The organism is Streptomyces sp. CG 926 (assembly GCF_003148825.1).
Lineage (GTDB): Bacteria > Actinomycetota > Actinomycetes > Streptomycetales > Streptomycetaceae > Streptomyces.
The window spans coordinates 1,126,769-1,144,433 of record NZ_QGGZ01000001.1; the positions used below are offsets into that span (position 1 = coordinate 1,126,769).

Annotated in this window: 15 protein-coding genes; 4 read left to right on the forward strand and 11 right to left on the reverse strand. The window is 70.9% G+C overall.

The window, feature by feature from the left end:
- Positions 1-33: 33 nt before the first annotated feature.
- Both BCL76_RS04580 and BCL76_RS04585 read left to right on the forward strand, forming a co-directional pair.
- Positions 34-2,193, forward strand: coding sequence for a RecQ family ATP-dependent DNA helicase (locus BCL76_RS04580; RefSeq protein ID WP_109778188.1), 2,160 nt, complete (start codon positions 34-36; stop codon positions 2,191-2,193).
- 214 nt (positions 2,194-2,407) lie between these two features.
- Entirely contained in the window at positions 2,408-3,037 is a 630-nt protein-coding gene (locus BCL76_RS04585) for a hypothetical protein (RefSeq protein ID WP_030713307.1), read from the forward strand.
- Between the two features lie 317 nt (positions 3,038-3,354).
- On the opposite strand, the gene BCL76_RS04590 is transcribed toward BCL76_RS04585, so the two are convergent.
- The 3 genes from BCL76_RS04590 to BCL76_RS04600 all read right to left on the reverse strand — a co-directional run bounded on the left by BCL76_RS04590 (position 3,355) and on the right by BCL76_RS04600 (position 5,484).
- Entirely contained in the window at positions 3,355-3,996 is a 642-nt protein-coding gene (locus BCL76_RS04590) for a hypothetical protein (RefSeq protein ID WP_109778189.1), read from the reverse strand.
- Between the two features lie 59 nt (positions 3,997-4,055).
- Positions 4,056-4,766: a ribonuclease HII gene (locus tag BCL76_RS04595; RefSeq protein ID WP_109778190.1), complete on the reverse strand. Its 711-nt coding sequence runs from the start codon at positions 4,764-4,766 to the stop codon at positions 4,056-4,058.
- Between the two features lie 115 nt (positions 4,767-4,881).
- On the reverse strand, positions 4,882-5,484 hold the full coding sequence (locus BCL76_RS04600; RefSeq protein ID WP_109778191.1) for a TetR/AcrR family transcriptional regulator: 603 nt from the start codon (positions 5,482-5,484) through the stop codon (positions 4,882-4,884).
- A 140-nt stretch (positions 5,485-5,624) separates the two neighbouring features.
- On the opposite strand from BCL76_RS04600, the gene BCL76_RS04605 reads away from it, so the two are divergent.
- Positions 5,625-7,178, forward strand: a complete 1,554-nt coding sequence (locus BCL76_RS04605; protein WP_109778192.1) for an MFS transporter — start codon at positions 5,625-5,627, stop codon at positions 7,176-7,178.
- Positions 7,179-7,281: 103 nt separating this feature from the next.
- Here BCL76_RS04605 and BCL76_RS04610 read toward each other — a convergent pair whose 3' ends face one another.
- From BCL76_RS04610 to BCL76_RS04630, 5 genes are all read right to left on the reverse strand, one after another.
- Positions 7,282-8,991, reverse strand: a complete 1,710-nt coding sequence (locus tag BCL76_RS04610; RefSeq protein WP_109778193.1) for a DUF4153 domain-containing protein — start codon at positions 8,989-8,991, stop codon at positions 7,282-7,284.
- A gap of 250 nt (positions 8,992-9,241) precedes the next feature.
- The gene (locus BCL76_RS04615) at positions 9,242-10,159 is read right to left on the reverse strand and encodes an ADP-ribosylglycohydrolase family protein (protein ID WP_109778194.1); all 918 of its coding nucleotides are present in this window, start codon (positions 10,157-10,159) and stop codon (positions 9,242-9,244) included.
- An 11-nt stretch (positions 10,160-10,170) separates the two neighbouring features.
- Entirely contained in the window at positions 10,171-10,830 is a 660-nt protein-coding gene (locus tag BCL76_RS04620) for a histidine phosphatase family protein (protein ID WP_109778195.1), read from the reverse strand.
- Between the two features lie 74 nt (positions 10,831-10,904).
- Positions 10,905-11,510, reverse strand: coding sequence for a YdbC family protein (locus BCL76_RS04625; protein ID WP_030713338.1), 606 nt, complete (start codon positions 11,508-11,510; stop codon positions 10,905-10,907).
- A gap of 32 nt (positions 11,511-11,542) precedes the next feature.
- The gene (locus BCL76_RS04630) at positions 11,543-12,382 is read right to left on the reverse strand and encodes an arylamine N-acetyltransferase family protein (RefSeq protein ID WP_109778196.1); all 840 of its coding nucleotides are present in this window, start codon (positions 12,380-12,382) and stop codon (positions 11,543-11,545) included.
- Between the two features lie 121 nt (positions 12,383-12,503).
- Between BCL76_RS04630 and BCL76_RS04635 the strand changes: the two genes are divergently transcribed.
- On the forward strand, positions 12,504-13,463 hold the full coding sequence (locus tag BCL76_RS04635; protein WP_109778347.1) for a DUF1152 domain-containing protein: 960 nt from the start codon (positions 12,504-12,506) through the stop codon (positions 13,461-13,463).
- 33 nt (positions 13,464-13,496) lie between these two features.
- On the opposite strand, the gene BCL76_RS04640 is transcribed toward BCL76_RS04635, so the two are convergent.
- The 3 genes from BCL76_RS04640 to nrdR all read right to left on the reverse strand — a co-directional run bounded on the left by BCL76_RS04640 (position 13,497) and on the right by nrdR (position 17,317).
- Entirely contained in the window at positions 13,497-13,625 is a 129-nt protein-coding gene (locus BCL76_RS04640) for a hypothetical protein (protein ID WP_258309297.1), read from the reverse strand.
- A 146-nt stretch (positions 13,626-13,771) separates the two neighbouring features.
- Complete coding sequence (locus BCL76_RS04645) at positions 13,772-16,660, reverse strand: vitamin B12-dependent ribonucleotide reductase (RefSeq protein ID WP_109778197.1); 2,889 nt, start codon at positions 16,658-16,660, stop codon at positions 13,772-13,774.
- Positions 16,661-16,804: 144 nt separating this feature from the next.
- Positions 16,805-17,317, reverse strand: a complete 513-nt coding sequence (gene nrdR, locus BCL76_RS04650; protein ID WP_109778198.1) for a transcriptional regulator NrdR — start codon at positions 17,315-17,317, stop codon at positions 16,805-16,807.
- Positions 17,318-17,665: the final 348 nt, after the last annotated feature.

The window sequence follows — 17,665 nt, forward strand, 5'->3', positions numbered from 1 at the left end:
CGCGATGTCGGAGGCATCAGGTTGCATGGGGGTATGAACGCAGACCTGAGGTCCTCGGCCGACTCCGTACTAGCCCGTCTCGTGGGCGACCCCACGGGCGCCGCCAGGCTGCGTGAGGACCAGTGGCTGGCGATCGAGGCTCTTGTGGCCCACAAGCGGCGGGCACTCGTGGTGCAGCGCACGGGCTGGGGCAAGTCCGCCGTGTACTTCGTCGCCACCTCCCTGCTGCGGGCGAACGGCGCAGGCCCCACCGTGATCGTCTCGCCGCTCCTCGCCTTGATGCGCAATCAGGTCGAGGCCGCGGCCCGCGCCGGCATCCGCGCCCGCACCATCAACTCCGCCAACCCCGAGGAATGGGAGGGCATCCAGGCCGAGGTGGCGGCGGGTGAGGTCGATGTCCTGCTGGTGAGTCCGGAGCGGCTCAACAACCCCGACTTCCGCGACCAGGTGCTTCCCAAGCTCTCCGCCGCCACCGGCCTGCTCGTGGTCGACGAGGCGCACTGCATCTCCGACTGGGGTCACGACTTCCGCCCCGACTACCGCCGCCTGCGCACCATGCTGGCCGACCTGCCGCCGGGGGTCCCGGTGCTCGCCACGACCGCCACGGCCAATGCCCGCGTGACCGCCGACGTCGCCGAACAGCTCGGCACCGGGGCCGGTACGGACGCTCTGGTGCTGCGCGGCCCGCTGGACCGCGAGAGTCTGAGTCTGGCCGTACTGACCCTGCCCGACGCGGCGCACCGGCTGGCCTGGCTCGCCGACCACCTGGGTGAGCTGCCCGGCTCCGGGATCATCTACACGTTGACCGTGGCGGCCGCCGAGGAGGTCACCACCTACCTGCGCCACCGCGGGCACACCGTGTCCTCGTACACCGGGAAGACGGAGAACGCGGACCGGCAGCAGGCCGAGGACGACCTCCAGGCGAACCGGGTCAAGGCGCTGGTGGCGACCTCCGCCCTCGGCATGGGCTTCGACAAGCCCGACCTCGGCTTCGTGGTGCACCTGGGCTCGCCCTCCTCCCCCATCGCCTACTACCAGCAGGTCGGCCGCGCCGGCCGTGGTGTGGAGCACGCGGAGGTCCTGCTGCTCCCCGGCCGGGAGGACGAGGCGATCTGGCAGTACTTCGCCTCGGTGGCCTTCCCGCCGGAGGAGCAGGTGCGTCGCACGCTCGACGTCCTTGCGCAGGCCGGTCGGCCGCTGTCGCTACCCGCCATGGAGCCGCTGGTGGATCTGCGCCGCACCCGGCTGGAGACCATGCTGAAGGTCCTCGACGTCGACGGCGCCGTGCACCGTGTCAAGGGCGGCTGGACCTCGACGGGCGAGCCCTGGGCCTACGACGCCGAGCGCTACGCGTGGGTCGCCCGCCAGCGGGCGACGGAGCAGCAGGCCATGCGCGACTACGCCGCGGCCACCGGGTGCCGGATGGAGTTCCTGCGCCGCCAGCTCGACGACGAGGAGGCGGCACCGTGCGGCCGCTGCGACAACTGCGCCGGAGCCCGGTTCACGGCGGAGGTCTCCAGCACCGCGCTGGACACCGCGCGGGGTGAACTCGGCCGACCGGGCGTGGAGCTGGAGCCGCGCAAGATGTGGCCGACCGGGCTCGCGGCCGTCGGCGTCGACCTCAAGGGACGCATCCCCGCCGGGGAGCAGGCCTCGACGGGCCGGGCCCTGGGCCGGCTCTCCGATATCGGGTGGGGCAACCGGCTGCGCCCGATGCTGGCCCCGCAGGCTCCGGACCAGCAGGTTCCGGACGATGTGGCGCAGGCCGTGGTCGCGGTGCTCGCCGACTGGGCCCGGGGCCCGGGCGGCTGGGCCTCGGGCGCCCCGGACGCGCCGGCCCGGCCGGTGGGCGTGGTCGCCCTGCCCTCGCGCAACCACCCGCAGCTGATCGGTTCGCTCGCCGCGCGGATCGCGGAGATCGGGCGGATGCCGTTGCTCGGCGCGCTCGCCTACACGGACCAGGCCTCGGAGTTCGGGTCGGTGTCCTCGAACAGCGCGCAGCGGGTACGGGGGCTCCACCAGGCCCTCACCGTGCCCCCGGCGCTGGCCGACGCGCTGGCGCAGTCCGCGGGCCCCGTGCTGCTCGTGGACGACCGTACGGAAAGCGGGTGGACCGTCGCGGTGGCCGCCCGGCTGCTGCGGCGGGCAGGCGCGAAAGAGGTGTTCCCGCTGGTGCTGGCGCTTCAGGGCTAGCCGAATGCGTCATCTTCGGCGTGGCGGGGCAAGGATATGAACGGCATACCGGCGAATTCCGGTCGGCGGCGTCAATTGCTCGTTGCCGCACGCTCAGAAGCCACGCGAGAATTGGGGTGCTCCCGCTCGGCTCCTCGGCACCCTCCTGGGCCGCGCTGCGGCGCGCCCTGACTCCACCGTGCCCGTTCGCGGGCGTGTACCCGAAGGGAGGACCGTGACCTTCGGATTCGCGCCGCCCCCGACCACGTCCCTGGCGACAGCCACCGGCGGCACCAGCCGGCACGGCAGACTGCTGGAACCCGCGGAATGGACGGCGGCGGGCATTCCACTGCTCCGCAATCCGCGCGAGGTCGTCAGCGGACTTCACTCGCGGCACAGCCCCGTGCCCTCGACCGCGGTCATCGCCGTCCTCGGCCCGGAGGAGCAACTCGTGGCGAGCGCCTCCTTCGTGCAACGGTCGACCTCGGCCGACGGCTGGGAGTACCGCAACGCCCTGCTGTCCCGGCTGCGCCGGGTCCTCCCGCACGACCTGCGGCGGCGGACGCCGGTACGGACGGCCGTGCTGCTCTACTGCCGTGAGGGCGACGAGCGGTGGACCGAGGAGGACGGGGCGTGGATGTGGGGGTTGCGGGACGCCTGCACCCTGCACGGCCTGCGCTGCGGGGCGTACATCACGCTCACCCACGGGGGCTGGCAGGTGCTCGGGGAAGGCCGTGGCGGTAGGCGCCCGAGCTCCGACTCCCGGCCGCAGCGCCTGGGCGACACCGTCGCCGAGTTCTCCCCGCTCGCCCTGCACACCGGAGGCGGCGCGGTCGAGGCCCTGCGGCGAACCGCCGCGCGCTGACCTCGTACCGCCCAGGCGTACGACTCAGGCGCACGAGCCAGGCGTACGAGCCAGGCGTACGACTCAGGCGTACGAGCGCGTGTGAGGCCACGCCCAAGGCCCCGCTTACCGCCCGGGCCCGTGCGGCTGCCACGCCTGCGCGCGCCGCTCGCACGAGACCGTGACCTGCTTGCCCGCGGGCACGCCTCACGGCCGTACACCCGGGAACGGGTGTACGGCGGATCAGGCGTCGTGCTCCGACTCGAGCCCCGGCGCGGGCTTCAGCGGGGCCGGCCCAAGGCCCGCCCCGCCCCTCGCCCCTGCTGGGGTACAGGGCGTCAGACGCCCGCACCCAGAACGGAGTTGATCTGCTGCGGGTCGCCGCACACGATCAGCAGCGCACCCGCCCGGGTGAGCGCGACCGGCAGGGCACCCGCGACGGTCTCGACCGTTCCACCGTTGGCCGCGAAGACCACGACGGGACGGCCGCCGGCGCGCTGTACCTGCGCCGCGTCCGCGTAGAAGACGTCGTCCCCGGCGTCGTGCAGGGCCCAGTACGCGGCCTCGCCGAAGGACAGCTCGTGAGCGGCCCACGGGTGCGGGTCGCCACTGGTGAGCACCAGGATGTCACCGGGCGCGCGCCCGGTGTCGAGCAGCAGGTCGACGGCCTCTTCGGCCGCGTCCAACGCACCCTCGGCGGAGGCCGGGATCAGCTGGATCTGCGGCACCGCCGCGGAGACGGACGGTGTGGTGGGAGCAGCGGGGGCTGCGGGAACGGGTCCGGGGGTGGCCTGCGGCGCTCGCTGCGCGGGCGGTGCGGGCCTGGCGGGACCGGGGCGGCCGGGCCGCGGTACGGCGGCGGGACGCGGACCAGGTACAGGGCGGGGGGTCTGCGCGGTGCGGCTCGCGGCCGGCGTGACGCGGGGACCCTGGGCACTCTCGTGAATCTGAGGCTCCTCGATGGCGGGGGTGAGAGGCATGAGTTGATATCTATCAAACACCGGTACGAAACGTACCGGTCGGTGGCACAGACGTGCGATCAGAAATCGAAGCCGAGTTGGCCTCCGTTTTCCAGCTCCGTCGACTCCTCGCTGCGGCGCACCTTCTTGAGGTGGCGCCACCGGGGCAGCGCGTCGAGGTACGACCACGAGAGTCGGTGGTAGGGGGTGGGCCCCCGCTCCTCCAGCGCGGCCCGGTGCACCGGCGAGGGGTACCCGGCGTTGGCGGCGAAGGCGAAGTCCTCGATCCCGCCGCCCTGTTCCCCGAGCGCGGCCATCATGCGGTCGCGGCGGACCTTGGCGATGACCGAGGCCGCGGCGACGGCGACGCAGGACTGGTCGCCCTTGATCACCGTACGAACCCGCCAGGGCGGGCCGAGATAGTCGTGCTTACCGTCGAGTATCACCGCGTCGGGCCGCACCGGCAGCGACTCCAGCGCACGCTCGGCCGCCAGTCGGAGGGCGGCCGTCATCCCCAGTTCGTCGATCTCCTCGGGCGAGGAGTGCCCGAGCGCATACGCGGTGACCCAGCCCTCCAGGACATCGAGCAGGGCGTCGCGACGCTTGGGGGTGAGCAGTTTGGAGTCGGTGAGCCCGGCGGGCGGCCGGCGCAGGCCGGTGATCGCCGCACACACGGTGACGGGTCCGGCCCAGGCCCCTCGTCCGACTTCGTCGACCCCGGCGATGACCTTGGCGCCGGTGGTTGCACGGAGGGAGCGTTCGACGGTGTGGGTGGGTGCTTCGTACGGCATGGCGCCAGCAAGGTTACGCCGCCCCGAGCCGACTGCACACCCCCGCCCCGGTCCGACCCACCCGCGATCGCACGCGCAATCCGCTCGACGCGCCCCGCGTCACCCCCACCGCGTCTCACACCCTGAGCAGCGGCACCATCACCTCGTCGATCAGCGCCGCGATGTCCGCGTCCTCCCATTCGCTTCCGCACACCTTGGCTCGGTACATCAGCATCGCCGGAATGACATCCACGACAAACGGACCAGTCGCGTCCGGTCGCACGTCACCCCGCCCGATTCCCCGCTCCACAAGCACCCCGATCAGGCGCTGGGCCGGCTCGTGCAGGCCGGACCAGATGACTCCGCGAAACCGATCCGCATGCATGTGATCGCATTCGTGAAGCACCGACCGCAGCGCCTGCCCGGCGCGGGAGTGCATGACGTCCCGCATGCTCACGCACAGCAGACAGAGGTCCTCACGAATCGAACCGCAGTCGGGAATGTCACCGATCCGCGGGAGGCCACTCCTCAGCGCATCGACCACCAGATCCACTTTCGACGGCCAGCGACGGTAGAGCGCGGCCTTGCCGGTGTGCGCACCGGACGCCACACCCTCCATGGTGAGCGCGTTCCAGCCGACCGTGCTCAACTGCTCCAACGCGGCGTCGAGAATCGCCCGTTCGAGCTCAGGACCCCGCCTACGCCCCGGCGACGCCGCCGACCAGCGCGAACCCACCATCTCCCCGCCTCCGACCGGCCTGCTCGTTCGACGCACATATTTTCAGCCTTAGTGAACGCTTGCGTTCACTAAGGCGCGACTCCTACCGTGGACCCGCAGTGAACGAATGCGTTCACTATTTCACTTTGGGGGGATCCTCGGTGACAAGCTCTCAACTCGCCACACCCCGGATACCGGGTGCGGCACGTCGGTCCGGGCGCCCAGGAGTGGCGCTCGCCGTCATCGCCGCGTGCCAGCTCATGGTCGTCCTCGACGCGACGATCGTGAACATCGCGCTCCCACACATCCAGAGCGCCCTCGACTTCAGCACCACCGACCTGTCGTGGGTGCTCAGCGCCTACACCCTCACCTTCGGCGGCCTGCTGCTGCTCGGCGGCCGGGCGGGCGACATCCTGGGCCGACGCCGCGTGTTCCTGACCGGAATCCTGATCTTCACGCTGGCCTCCCTCCTCGGCGGCTTCGCCCAGGAGCCCTGGCAGCTGCTCGCGGCCCGCGCCCTGCAGGGGGTCGGCGGCGCGATCGCCTCCCCGACCTCGCTCGCCCTGATCACCACGACCTTCCCCGAAGGCCCCGAGCGGAACCGGGCGTTCGGGGTGTTCGCCGCCGTCTCCGCGGGCGGCGGCGCGATCGGCCTCCTGACCGGCGGCATGCTCACCGAGTGGCTCGACTGGCGCTGGGTACTCTTCGTCAACGTGCCGATCGGCGTCCTGATCGCGGTCCTCACCCCGCTCTACATCACCGAGTCCGAGCGCCACCCCGGCCGCTTCGACATCGCCGGAGCCCTCACCTCCACCGGCGGCATGGCCTCGCTCGTGTACGGGTTCATCAGCGCCGCCGAGAAGGGCTGGCGCGACGCGATCACCCTCGGCTCGTTCGCAGCGGCCCTGGTGCTCCTGGCGCTCTTCGTCGTCATCGAGTCGCAGGCCCGCGAGCCGATCATCCCGCTGCGCATGTTCGCCGACCGCAACCGCACGGGCACCTACGTGATCATGCTCGGCCTCGCGGCCGCGATGTTCGGCATGTTCTTCTTCATCGTCCAGTTCGTGCAGAACGTGCTGGGATTCTCGCCGATCCGGTCCGGCCTCGGCTTCCTGCCCGTGACGGCCGCCATCATCACCGCCGCCGGCCTCTCGCAGCGCTTCCTGCCGCGCTTCGGGCCCAAGCCCTTCATGGTCGCCGGCTCCACGCTGACCGGAACCGGGCTGGCCTGGCTGACCTTCATCCGGACCGACAGCTCCTACGTTTCCGGAGTGCTCGGGCCGATGCTGCTCTTCGGCTTCGGCATGGGCCTCAACTTCGTGACGCTCACGCTCACCGCCGTCTCCGGTGTGGCCCCGAAGGAGGCGGGCGCGGCCTCCGGGCTGCTCAACGCCAGCCAGCAGGTGGGCGGCTCGCTCGGCCTGTCCATCCTGGTCACCGTCTTCGGCACGGCCAGTCGTGACGAGGCCACGAAGCAGGTCCCGGCCTTCATGGCCCAGGCGGACCCCGAGCAGATCGCCGCATTCAAGGAGACCGGCCTCCTGCCCGACCCCTGGGGTGATCTGGTTCTCACCCACGGCATCTCCACCGCGTTCTACGCCGCCGTCGCCATGGCGGGCCTGGCCCTGGCCACCGCCCTGCTGGTGATCCGGGTACGCAAGAGCGACCTGGAGGCCTTGGCCGGAGCCGCCGCGAAGGCCGGTCCGGCCGCCTGAGCAGGCTCTCCCGTACGAAGCCGGGGCCGGGCGCGGGAACGATCCCCGCGCCCGGCCCCGTACGCGCCGTTCGGCGACCTCAGGTACCCGATAGGTACCCGACCTAGTACTCGGCGCGGCTGCCGAAGGTACCCAGGCGCGAGCAGACCTCGTACGAGGCGGTCACCGGACGCTCACGCAGGATCTGCCGGGCCCGGTACTCGCCCCAGCTCATCGCGTACCAGGGGACGTCCCCGGCCTCGGCCAACTCGTCGTTGATCCCGCGCAGGGCGCAGGACCGCTGCGGCTCGGGCAACCGGTCCAGGCCCGGAACGGCGTCCGCCGACAGGGACTGGAAGTAGGAGAGATCGATCTTCGCGTCCTCCTCGAAGCGGGCCACGTTGCGCTCGGCGACCATCCCGTCCGGGGAGAGCAGGCCGAAGGCCAGGACGGCCGCGGCAACGCTGCCCGCGAACGCGCGCGCCGGCCAGCGTCCGCCGAACAGCCCGGCCGCCATGATCAGTACGATGACCAGCCCGAGCCACAGCTCCATCGCGGCCACCGACACACGCAGCCTGGTCAGCCCGTACGCCTCCACGTAGAGGTCCATCCGGCGCAGCGCGGAGGCGACGACGACCAGCGTCAGCGCGCACAGCACCCCGAGGACGATCCGGACGAAGCGGCGGTCGCCCGCCCCGGAGCGCGGGGCCCAGCGCAGGGCGAGCGCGATCACGACGAGGATGAGCAGGGTCGCCCAGAGCAGCTGCCAGAAGCCTTCCCGGGCGTACTCGGCGTAGGTCAGGTCGGTGCTCTTCAGGACCTTGTCGTAGCCGCCGAACAGGACGGCCAGCTGGACGGCGTTGAAGCCGGCGAAGAGCAGGTTGAGCACGACGAGCGGAAGGGCCCATTCGACCCGGGAACGCGGCTTGCCCGGGGCCACCTTGATCCGGTCCCAGCGCAGCGGGGCGGCGGCGGTGCGGGCCGCGGCGAGCGCGAGGGCCGCGCCGAGGAGGAAGAGCATGAACCGGATGGGTCCGTCCTCGACGGACACGTCCGGCAGCAGGTCGCCCAGCAGATCGGCGAAGGCCGCGTCGGCGGAGGCGAACAGCGCACCGAAGAGCAGCAGCAGGACGGCGGCCACCACGGCCGCCTTGGCGACGGGCAGCCAGCGGTCCTTGCTGCCCCCGCCGCGTGAGCGCAGCCCCTTCACCAGCCAGGCGACACCGGACACTGCGGCGTCGAGGAAGCCGAGCGGGCTGAGCAGGACGCCGGGCCAGGTGCGGCTGCCGTGCAGGGCCAGCGCGCCCAGCAGGACGGCGGACAGGATCGCCAGCGTGGCCGGCCAGGCCGAGTCTCGCAGGGCCGGGACGGCGAGCAGGGCGATACAGCCGATCACCCAGGCCACGGTCCAGGGGCGGGCGCCGCGCCGGGCCTCGCGGGCGGCGACGTAGGCGGCGACGACGGCGGGCACCACCGCGAGCAGCAGACCGGGGCCCATGCCGTCGCCGAGCAGCAGCGCGGCGGCGAGGCCGGAGGCGAGGACGGCGACGAGGGTCGCGGTCCTGATGGGCGCGGCCTCGGCGGGGCGCACCAGTGTGGCCCAGGAGGGCGTGGCCGAGCGCTGCTGCACCTGCCAGGGGTTCGGGGGCGCCGCGGCGAACTGCCCGCCCGGGCGTGGGCCGGCCGCGCCGGTGTGTCTGCCGCCCGCCGGGCTGGGCCGCGCGGGCGGATCTCCGGCCGGGTTCGGCTTCGCCGGCGAATCCCCGGCCGTGGCCTGTGCGTCGGCCACGTCCTCGGTCCGGGCTTCGTCCGCCCCGCCGGTGTTCTCTGACATCAGGTTCCCTCCCCTGTCGGCCGCCCCGGAGTTCAGGGTGGGGCAGCGATGCGGACAGGGTAGGCCGGTGCCAGGCAGTTTTGAACAGGATCAAAAGAGTGCTGTGTCAGGACCGTGACAATCGGAGCGGGATATTTCACGCGCGCCGGACGTAGGGGAACGTGCGAACGCGGCTGAGGCACCGAAACGCCGCCAACTCCCCCGGCGGCCCGTGGGATCGAGCTGCGAGCGGGGGATCGAGCCGCGGGCGTCAGCCCGCCGCGACCTCCGGCAGCCAGGCAGGCAGGGCTTCGGTGCGTGCGAGCCACGCGGCAGGCAGTACGGCGTCGCCCCGCGCGCCCAGCACCCCGCCGACGATCGCGCAGGTCGTGTCGACGTCCCCGCCCACCTGCGAGGTGGTCCAGAACGCCTTCTCGTAGTCGTCCAGTGCCCGGGCCGCCGACCACAGGGCGAACGGCACGGTGTCGTGCGCGCTCGTGCGCCGCCCGCAGCCCAGGACCGCCGCGACCGTGGTGGCGTCGCCGTAGTCCAGCATGTCCCGCGCGCGCCGCAGCCCGGCGCCCACCGCGCTGCGCGGTACCAGTGCGATCACCCCGTCCAGCAGGTCCGAGGCCTTCGGCGGGGCATCGGTGCTCGCGGCGATGGCCGCCGCCGCGGCGACCGCCATCGCCCCGCACACGGCCTCGCGGTGCTGGTGGGTGGTGTAGGCGGAGATCTCCGCCTGGTGGGTGGCCTGCTCCGGGTCGTCGGCGTACCAGGCACCCAGCGGCGCGATCCGCATGGCGGCGCCGTTGCCCCACGAGCCCTGCCCGTTGAACAGTTCGGCGGCCAGCGTGCGCCAGTCCTGCCCCTCCCGTACCAGTCGCAGCATCCGGTTCACCGCCGGCCCGTAACCACGGTCGAAGTCATGGTGGTGGGCGAAGGAACTCGCGAGCGCGTCCTGGTCGATCCGCCCGTGCGCGGCCAGCACGGCCACCACCGAGCAGGCCATCTCGGTGTCGTCGGTCCACTGCCACGCCTCGGTGCCGGTGGGCAGCTCGCGCCGCTTGAGCAGCGGGTAGTTCACGGGGACGAAGTACTGGGAGCCGAGGGCGTCCCCCAGCGCCAGCCCTCGGAGGCTGGCCATGGCGCGCGCGTAGCGCCGTTCGGGAGTGGAATCAGGGGTCATCGCGGGCCACTCTAGCCGTCCAGGTCATAAGGCTCGGGTGTGGTCCACCGCTCAAACGGGCGGTCCATCCGGTACCGGCCGTCCGGCCCGATCAGGAGCACCCTGAATTCGCCGTTGCCCGGATTGGACAGGGCCTCGAATTCGGCCACGGACCAGTGGAACCAGCGCATGCAGAACAGCCGCATCGTCAGCCCGTGCGTCACCAGCAGTACGTTCTCGGGATGGTCGGGGGCCTCGAAGCTGCGGTAGAGGCTCTCCAGGAAGGACCCGACCCGGTCGTACACGTCGGCCCCCGACTCGCCCTGCGCGAATCGGTAGAAGAAGTGCCCGTAGGCGTCCCGGTACGCCTTCTGCAGCCGTACGTCGTTCCGGTCCTGCCAGTTCCCCCAGTCCTGCTCGCGCAGGCGCGGCTCCTCGCGCATCCGCACCCGCGTCGGGTCCAGCCGGAGCTCGCGGAAGGTCTGCAGGGTACGACGGTACGGGGAGACGTACGCGCTGATCGTCTCGGCGCCGAAGAGCTCGCGCAGCCGGACCCCGGCCGCCAATGCCTGCTCGCGACCGGTAGGGGTCAGCCGCAGCGCGTGATCGGGCTCCCGCTCGTACACGGAGTCGTCGGCGTTCCCCTCCGATTCCCCGTGTCGGACAAGGACGATGCGCCGTGGTCGAACCATTCCTCGACCCTATTCGGCCACCGGGCGAGCCGCCGATCGGGCACGCCGATCGGACCACGGCGGTCATCGTACGGTCATACCGTCCAGGAGGGTTCGAGGTCGACGACATCGCCGGTGAGGGCCTCGACATCGGCCTGGATCTGGGCGCGCAGGGAAAGCCGCTCGACCCGCTCCTGCCGGTACTTGCCGTGCTCGGCGGCGGCGTGCCACATCGAGAGCACCAGGAACTCCCGGCCCGGAGCCTCCCCGAAGAGGCCCCGGATCATGCCCGGCGAGCCCGCCATCGCCGGATTCCACACCTTCTCCTGCATGAGGGCGAAGTGATCGACCCGCCCCTCCCTGACCCGGGTGTGCGCGACCCGTACGACATCGGCATCGGTGAAGCGCGGCTCGAAGCCGGTCTTCACGTCGAAGCGGTGGTCGAAGAGGGTGACCCGCAGGTCGGTGTAGGTGCCGTTCTGGGAGGCGGCGAGCCGGTCGTGCGAACGGGCCATGAAGGAGTCGTAGAAGGACCGGCTCTCCCAGAACGCGAAGACATGCGCGACCCCCTGCCGGCCCCGGCTCCAGCCGCCGCCCTGCCCCCGGAATCCCGGCTCACCCGGCAGCCCCGCCCATTTTCGCTGCCCGCGCTCGAACCCGCGTCGGTCCGTCACCGTGCAGCGAATCCACTTGACCAGCACGGCGCCATCGTACGGGCCGGGCGGGGCCCCGGTCAGTCCTCGGCGCGGTGGATCCGCACCAGTTCCGCCGCGTCCCGATCGGGCAGCCGAAGCCCGAACTCCCGGTCGAGTACGGCGAGCAGCTCGTCCGGGCCGATGATCTCCTGCTCGACGAGGCCGCCGGGGTGCAGTCGGGTCAGTTCCCGCCCGACGAGCGCCTGGCGGACGCCGTCGCCCGGGTACTGGACGATCAGCCGCCCGGTGAAGGAGGAGGCGGGGTGGCTGGAGCTGTAGTGGTTGAGCACGACGTAGTCGACGGGGTGGTAGTGCTGCGGGGAGAAGGCGTACAGGTCCCGCCAGGTGTCGCCGCGCAGCAGGCACAGCACGAGGACGCCGTCCGCCTCCTCGCGGACGCGGTACGTCCACTCGCCCTGCCGCACCTCGGAGCCCGGGCGCGCCAACGGGACCGGCTCCCGGGGCCCCTGGAAGCCGAAACCGGCGTCGCACAGCCAGGGTTCACCCGCGACGGTGACGACGAGGACGGCGTGTGTCACGGCGAGGACGGAGTCGCCGCGGGTCCGGTTCCGGGCACCGCGCCCGGAGACCTCGAAGCCGATCCGCTCCAGGGCGGCGGCCAGCAGCGAGTTCTGCTCGTAGCAGTAGCCGCCGCGGCGGGCGTGCACGAGCTTGTCCTCGATCGACTTGAAGTCCAGCGCGACGGGGCGGCCGAGCAGGACGTCCAGACTCTCGAAGGCTATGGCGGCGGTATGGGCGCGGTGCACTGCGTACAACGTACGGAGGTCCGGACGGAGTTCCCCCGACGTCCCCCGTTCCCCCTCATGTCCGATCCGCTCCAGATATGCGTCCAGGTCCAGCTCGTCACCGCTCCACATACCTGACCATCTCCCCGTTCCCCCGCCTCGTCGGCCGCGTCGGCGCGTCAGCCTCGTCGGCCCTCGCACCGCCGCGAAATCCGCAGGCGCGTCGTCCCGCGCGCCCCGCACAATGATCACCATGACGGCACTGCACTCCAACCCGCTTTTCGACCGCCTCGCCGACGCCGAAAGCATCCTGGTCACGGGGGCGGGCGGCGGTTTCGACATCTACGCAGGCCTCCCCGTCGCCCTGTCCCTCATGCACCAGGGCAAGCGGGTCCAGCTCGCCAACCTCTCCTTCAGCACGCTGGCCGGGCTGCCCGCCGAGGCATGGGTGGCACCCGACCTCGCCGCCGTCACCCCTGACTGCGCGCCCCACCTGTCCTACTTCCCCGAGCGGACCCTGGCCCAGTGGCTGGCGATCCACGGCTACCCGGCCACCGTGTACGCCTTCCCCCAGACCGGGGTGCAGCCGTTGCGCGCCGCCTACCGCGAGCTGGTCGATCTCCACCGCATCGACGCGATCGTCCTGGTCGACGGCGGCACGGACATCCTGATGCGGGGCGACGAGGCGGGCCTCGGAACCCCCGAGGAGGACCTCACCAGCGTGGCGGCACTGGCCGCTCTGGAGGACGTACCGGAACGCCTCGTCGTGTCGGTGGGCTTCGGGGTGGACGCGTACCACGGGGTCAGCCACGGCCTGGTGCTGGAGAACATCGCGGCGCTGGAGCGCGCGGGTGCCTACCTCGGCGCGTTCTCCATACCGCGCGCCACCAGGGAGGGCGCGCTCTTCCTGGACGCGGTGGCCCACGCCCAGGAACAGACGCCGGACCGTCCCAGCATCGTGAACGGCTCGATCGCCGCAGCCGTCCGGGGCTCCTTCGGCGACGTACAGTTCACGAGCCGCACGCGGGGCAGCGAGCTCTTCGTGAACCCGCTGATGTCCCTGTGCTTCGCCTTCGACCTGCCGGGCCTGGCCGCACGCTGCCTCTACCTGGACCGCATCGAGGACACCCACCTGATGCGCCAGGTCCACTCCCGGATCGCCGAGTTCCGCGAGGAACTGATCACCCGTCCCGCCCGCCGTATCCCGCACTGATGCCCCTCACCGCCCCGGTCCCCCTCCCGGCCGTCAAAGACCGAGCAGTTCCGCGAGGGTGCCGCCCAGAACACGATCGCGCAGCGTGCCCGGCCCGGTGACGCTTTCGACGGTGGCCCGCGCGAGGAACGGGTCACCGTACGGCGCGTCCGAGCCGAACATCGTACGGTCGGGGACCTCGTTGGCCGTGCGGACGCCACAGGTGTCCGCGGTGCGACCGCGGCGTCGGTGAAACGCCGGATGGGGCGTCCGCGTCACCGCGAACACCCCACCCGAACAGCTGGCTCATGCCCGACCGGGCATCACGATCAGCTGCAGCCGCTCGTCGAGCCGCAGCCCTCGCAGATGTAGCAGGAGCCGGCGCGCTGCATCTTCGTACCGCAGGAGAAGCAGAGCGGGGCGTCGGCGGAGACGCCGAGCTGCATCTCGACCAGTTCGGCGTTGCTGTGCGCCGTCTTCGGGCCCGGGACGGAAGCGGACACGACCGGCTTCGGGGCCGACGGGACCGCGGCCAGCGGGGCCGCCTGCATCAGGGACTCGGTGTCCAGCTCGTCCTCGAGCGGCTCGTAGGAGCCGGTGTCCAGGTGACGCTGGCGCTCCTCGGCGGTGTGGATGCCGAGGGCCGAACGGGTCTCGAAGGGCAGGAAGTCCAGCGCCAGACGACGGAAGATGTAGTCGACGATCGACTGCGCCATCCGCACGTCCGGGTCGTCCGTCATGCCGGCCGGCTCGAAGCGCATGTTCGTGAACTTCGAGACGTACGTCTCCAGCGGCACGCCGTACTGCAGACCGACCGAAACGGCGATCGAGAAGGCGTCCATCATGCCCGCGAGGGTCGAGCCCTGCTTGGACATCTTCAGGAAGACCTCGCCCAGGCCGTCGTCCGGGTAGGAGTTCGCCGTCATGTAGCCCTCGGCGCCGCCGACCGTGAAGGAGGTGGTGATGCCGGGGCGGCCCTTGGGGAGGCGCTTGCGGACGGGGCGGTACTCGATGACCTTCTCGACGGTGGCGCGGATGGTCTCCTCCGCCTTGGCGGTGACCTCCTCCTTCTCCTGCTCCTTCTTCTTCGCGGAGAGGGGCTGGCCGACCTTGCAGTTGTCGCGGTAGATCGCGAGCGCCTTGACGCCCAGCTTCCACGCCTCGAAGTAGATCTCCTCGATCTCCTCGACGGTCGCCGTCTCCGGCATGTTGACCGTCTTCGAGATCGCGCCGGAGATCCAGGGCTGGATCGCAGCCATCATGCGGACGTGGCCCATCGCGGAGATGGAGCGCTCGCCCATGGCGCAGTCGAACACCGAGTAGTGCTCGGCCTTCAGGCCCGGCGCGTCGACGACCACACCGTGCTCGGCGATGTGCGAGACGATCGCCTCGATCTGCTCCTCCTGGTAACCCAGGCGGCGCAGGGCCTGCGGGACGGTGCCGTTGACGATCTGCATCGAGCCGCCGCCGACGAGCTTCTTGAACTTGACCAGGGCCAGGTCCGGCTCGACACCGGTGGTGTCGCAGGACATCGCGAGACCGATGGTGCCGGTCGGCGCGAGGACGGAGGCCTGGGAGTTACGGAAGCCGTTCTTCTCGCCGAGGCGCAAGACGTCCTGCCAGGCCTCGGTGGCCGCGGCCCAGATGCTGTTGTCCAGGTCCTCGGTGCGCGGCGCGACGGAGTTGGCGTCGGCGTGCTGCTTCATGACGCGCTTGTGCGACTCGGCGTTGCGGGCGTAGCCGTCGTACGGGCCGACGACTGCGGCCAGCTCGGCGGAGCGCTTGTACGCGGTACCGGTCATCAGCGAGGTGATCGACGCGGCGAGGGTGCGGCCGCCGTCGGAGTCGTACGCGTGGCCGGTGGCCATCAGCAGGGCGCCGAGGTTGGCGTAGCCGATGCCCAGCTGGCGGAAGGCGCGGGTGTTGTCGCCGATCTTCTGCGTCGGGAAGTCCGCGAAGCAGATGGAGATGTCCATCGCGGTGATGACCAGCTCGACGACCTTGGCGAAGCGCTCGGCGTCGAAGGACTGGTTGCCCTTGCCGTCGTCGTTCAGGAACTTCATCAGGTTGAGCGAGGCGAGGTTGCAGGACGTGTTGTCCAGGTGCATGTACTCGCTGCACGGGTTGGACGCGGTGATGCGGCCGGACTCGGGGCAGGTGTGCCAGTTGTTGATCACACCGTCGTACTGGATGCCCGGGTCGGCACAGGCCCACGCGGCCTCGGCGAGCTTGCGGAAGAGCGCCTTGGCGTCGACCTTCTCGATGACCTCACCGGTCATCCGGGCCCGCAGGCCGAACTGGGTGCCGTTCTCGACGGCCGTCATGAACTCGTCGTTCACACGGACGGAGTTGTTGGCGTTCTGGTACTGGACGGACGTGATGTCGTCGCCGCCCAGGTCCATGTCGAAGCCCGCGTCACGCAGGGCGCGGATCTTCTCCTCCTCCTTCACCTTGGTCTCGATGAAGGCCTCGACGTCGGGGTGGTCCACGTCCAGGACGACCATCTTGGCCGCGCGGCGGGTGGCGCCACCGGACTTGATCGTTCCGGCGGACGCGTCGGCGCCGCGCATGAAGGAGACCGGGCCGGAGGCGTTGCCGCCGGAGGAGAGGAGCTCCTTGGAGGAGCGGATGCGGGAGAGGTTCAGGCCGGCGCCGGAGCCGCCCTTGAAGATCATGCCCTCTTCCTTGTACCAGTCGAGGATCGACTCCATGGAGTCGTCGACGGCCAGGATGAAGCAGGCGGAGACCTGCTGCGGCTGGGGCGTACCGACGTTGAACCACACCGGGGAGTTGAAGCTGAAGATCTGGTGGAGCAGGGCGTAGGTCAGCTCGTGCTCGAAGATCTCCGCGTCCGCGGGCGAGGTGAAGTAGTCGAAGTCCTCGCCGGCCTTCGTGTACGTCTTCACGATCCGGTCGATCAGCTGCTTGAGACCGGTCTCGCGCTGCGGGGTGCCGACCGCGCCGCGGAAGTACTTGCTGGTGACGATGTTGACCGCGTTCACCGACCAGAAGTCGGGGAACTCCACGCCACGCTGCTCGAAGTTGACCGAGCCGTCGCGCCAGTTGGTCATGACGACGTCACGGCGCTCCCAGCTCACCTCGTCGTAAGGGTGCACGCCCGGGGTGGTGTGGATGCGCTCGATACGCAGGCCGCCCTTGGCAGCCTTGGTCCCCTTGGCGCGGGAACCACGTGCCGAGCTGCTCGCCGTCTCTGTCATGCCGCTTCCTCCCATATGCGGGCAAAAACGCCCTAAAGTGCCATCGATATTCCGCGGCACGGTGCTGTGTCTTGTATCTACGTCTCTTCGCCTGGCCGATCGGCCGTGTCACGACGCGTGAGCGCCGCGACACGGGTGGTCCGATCAGTCGGCGGCGGAGGCGGGCACGGGGACCTGGGCGGTCCTCCCGAGCTCGCACTCTTCAGGATGAGACCGCGGAGTGCGGAGTTCCGCGATGGCGGTCTCGAAGTCTTCAAGGGTGTCGAAAGCTTTGTAGACGGAAGCGAACCGCAGGTACGCGACCAGGTCGAGCTCCTGCAACGGGCCGAGTATGGCCAGACCCACGTCGTGGGTGGTCAGCTCGGCACTCCCGGTGGCGCGCAGCGCCTCCTCGACCCGCTGGCCGAGCTTGGCGAGGGCGTCCTCGGTGACCGGCCGCCCCTGGCACGCCTTGCGCACGCCGGAGATGACCTTGGTACGACTGAAAGGTTCCGTGACGCCGCTGCGCTTGATCACCATCAGCGAGGCCGTCTCCACCGTCGTGAAGCGACGGGAGCAGTCGGGGCACTGACGGCGCCGGCGGATCGACGTGCCGTCGTCCGTCGTGCGACTGTCGACGACGCGGCTGTCGGGGTGCCTGCAGAAGGGGCAGTGCATGGTTCCCTCACCCTTCGTTTTGGCACGACCGAATCACCCCACGGAGCCCCTGAACGACGGAGGCGGACTCCGTCGGGGGCTCGTGAAGCAGCCACCAGCATATGCGATGCCGAGGGTCTCGGAAGACCCGAGGACCACAACCTCTGGGTGGCAGCGCTCATCCAACCACTAGATCTTGGGTTGTGGCGGATTTGCGCGGCTCTGCGTGTCGCGGCGTCCGATGGGCGGACACGAGGCCTCCCGGTGCCACACTGGGCGCAGGCCCGGAAGGCGGCGATCCGACCGGGAAGGGTACCGTAAACGGCGGATGTCGAGCCGAACCCGCGTTCGGCCAACCGATCGTCCATA

Excerpts from the sequence above, each read along its gene's own strand:
- BCL76_RS04580 (WP_109778188.1), top strand. The coding sequence starts at position 34 with ATGAACGCAGACCTGAGGTCCTCGGCCGACTCCGTACTAGCCCGTCTC.
- BCL76_RS04590 (WP_109778189.1), bottom strand. The coding sequence starts at position 3,996 with ATGCCTCTCACCCCCGCCATCGAGGAGCCTCAGATTCACGAGAGTGCC.
- BCL76_RS04595 (WP_109778190.1), bottom strand. The coding sequence starts at position 4,766 with ATGCCGTACGAAGCACCCACCCACACCGTCGAACGCTCCCTCCGTGCA.
- BCL76_RS04600 (WP_109778191.1), bottom strand. The coding sequence starts at position 5,484 with ATGGTGGGTTCGCGCTGGTCGGCGGCGTCGCCGGGGCGTAGGCGGGGT.
- BCL76_RS04610 (WP_109778193.1), bottom strand. The coding sequence starts at position 8,991 with ATGTCAGAGAACACCGGCGGGGCGGACGAAGCCCGGACCGAGGACGTG.
- BCL76_RS04615 (WP_109778194.1), bottom strand. The coding sequence starts at position 10,159 with ATGACCCCTGATTCCACTCCCGAACGGCGCTACGCGCGCGCCATGGCC.
- BCL76_RS04620 (WP_109778195.1), bottom strand. The coding sequence starts at position 10,830 with ATGGTTCGACCACGGCGCATCGTCCTTGTCCGACACGGGGAATCGGAG.
- BCL76_RS04630 (WP_109778196.1), bottom strand. The coding sequence starts at position 12,382 with ATGTGGAGCGGTGACGAGCTGGACCTGGACGCATATCTGGAGCGGATC.
- BCL76_RS04635 (WP_109778347.1), top strand. The coding sequence starts at position 12,504 with ATGACGGCACTGCACTCCAACCCGCTTTTCGACCGCCTCGCCGACGCC.
- BCL76_RS04640 (WP_258309297.1), bottom strand. The coding sequence starts at position 13,625 with ATGTTCGGCTCGGACGCGCCGTACGGTGACCCGTTCCTCGCGCGGGCC.
- BCL76_RS04645 (WP_109778197.1), bottom strand. The coding sequence starts at position 16,660 with ATGACAGAGACGGCGAGCAGCTCGGCACGTGGTTCCCGCGCCAAGGGG.
- nrdR (WP_109778198.1), bottom strand. The coding sequence starts at position 17,317 with ATGCACTGCCCCTTCTGCAGGCACCCCGACAGCCGCGTCGTCGACAGT.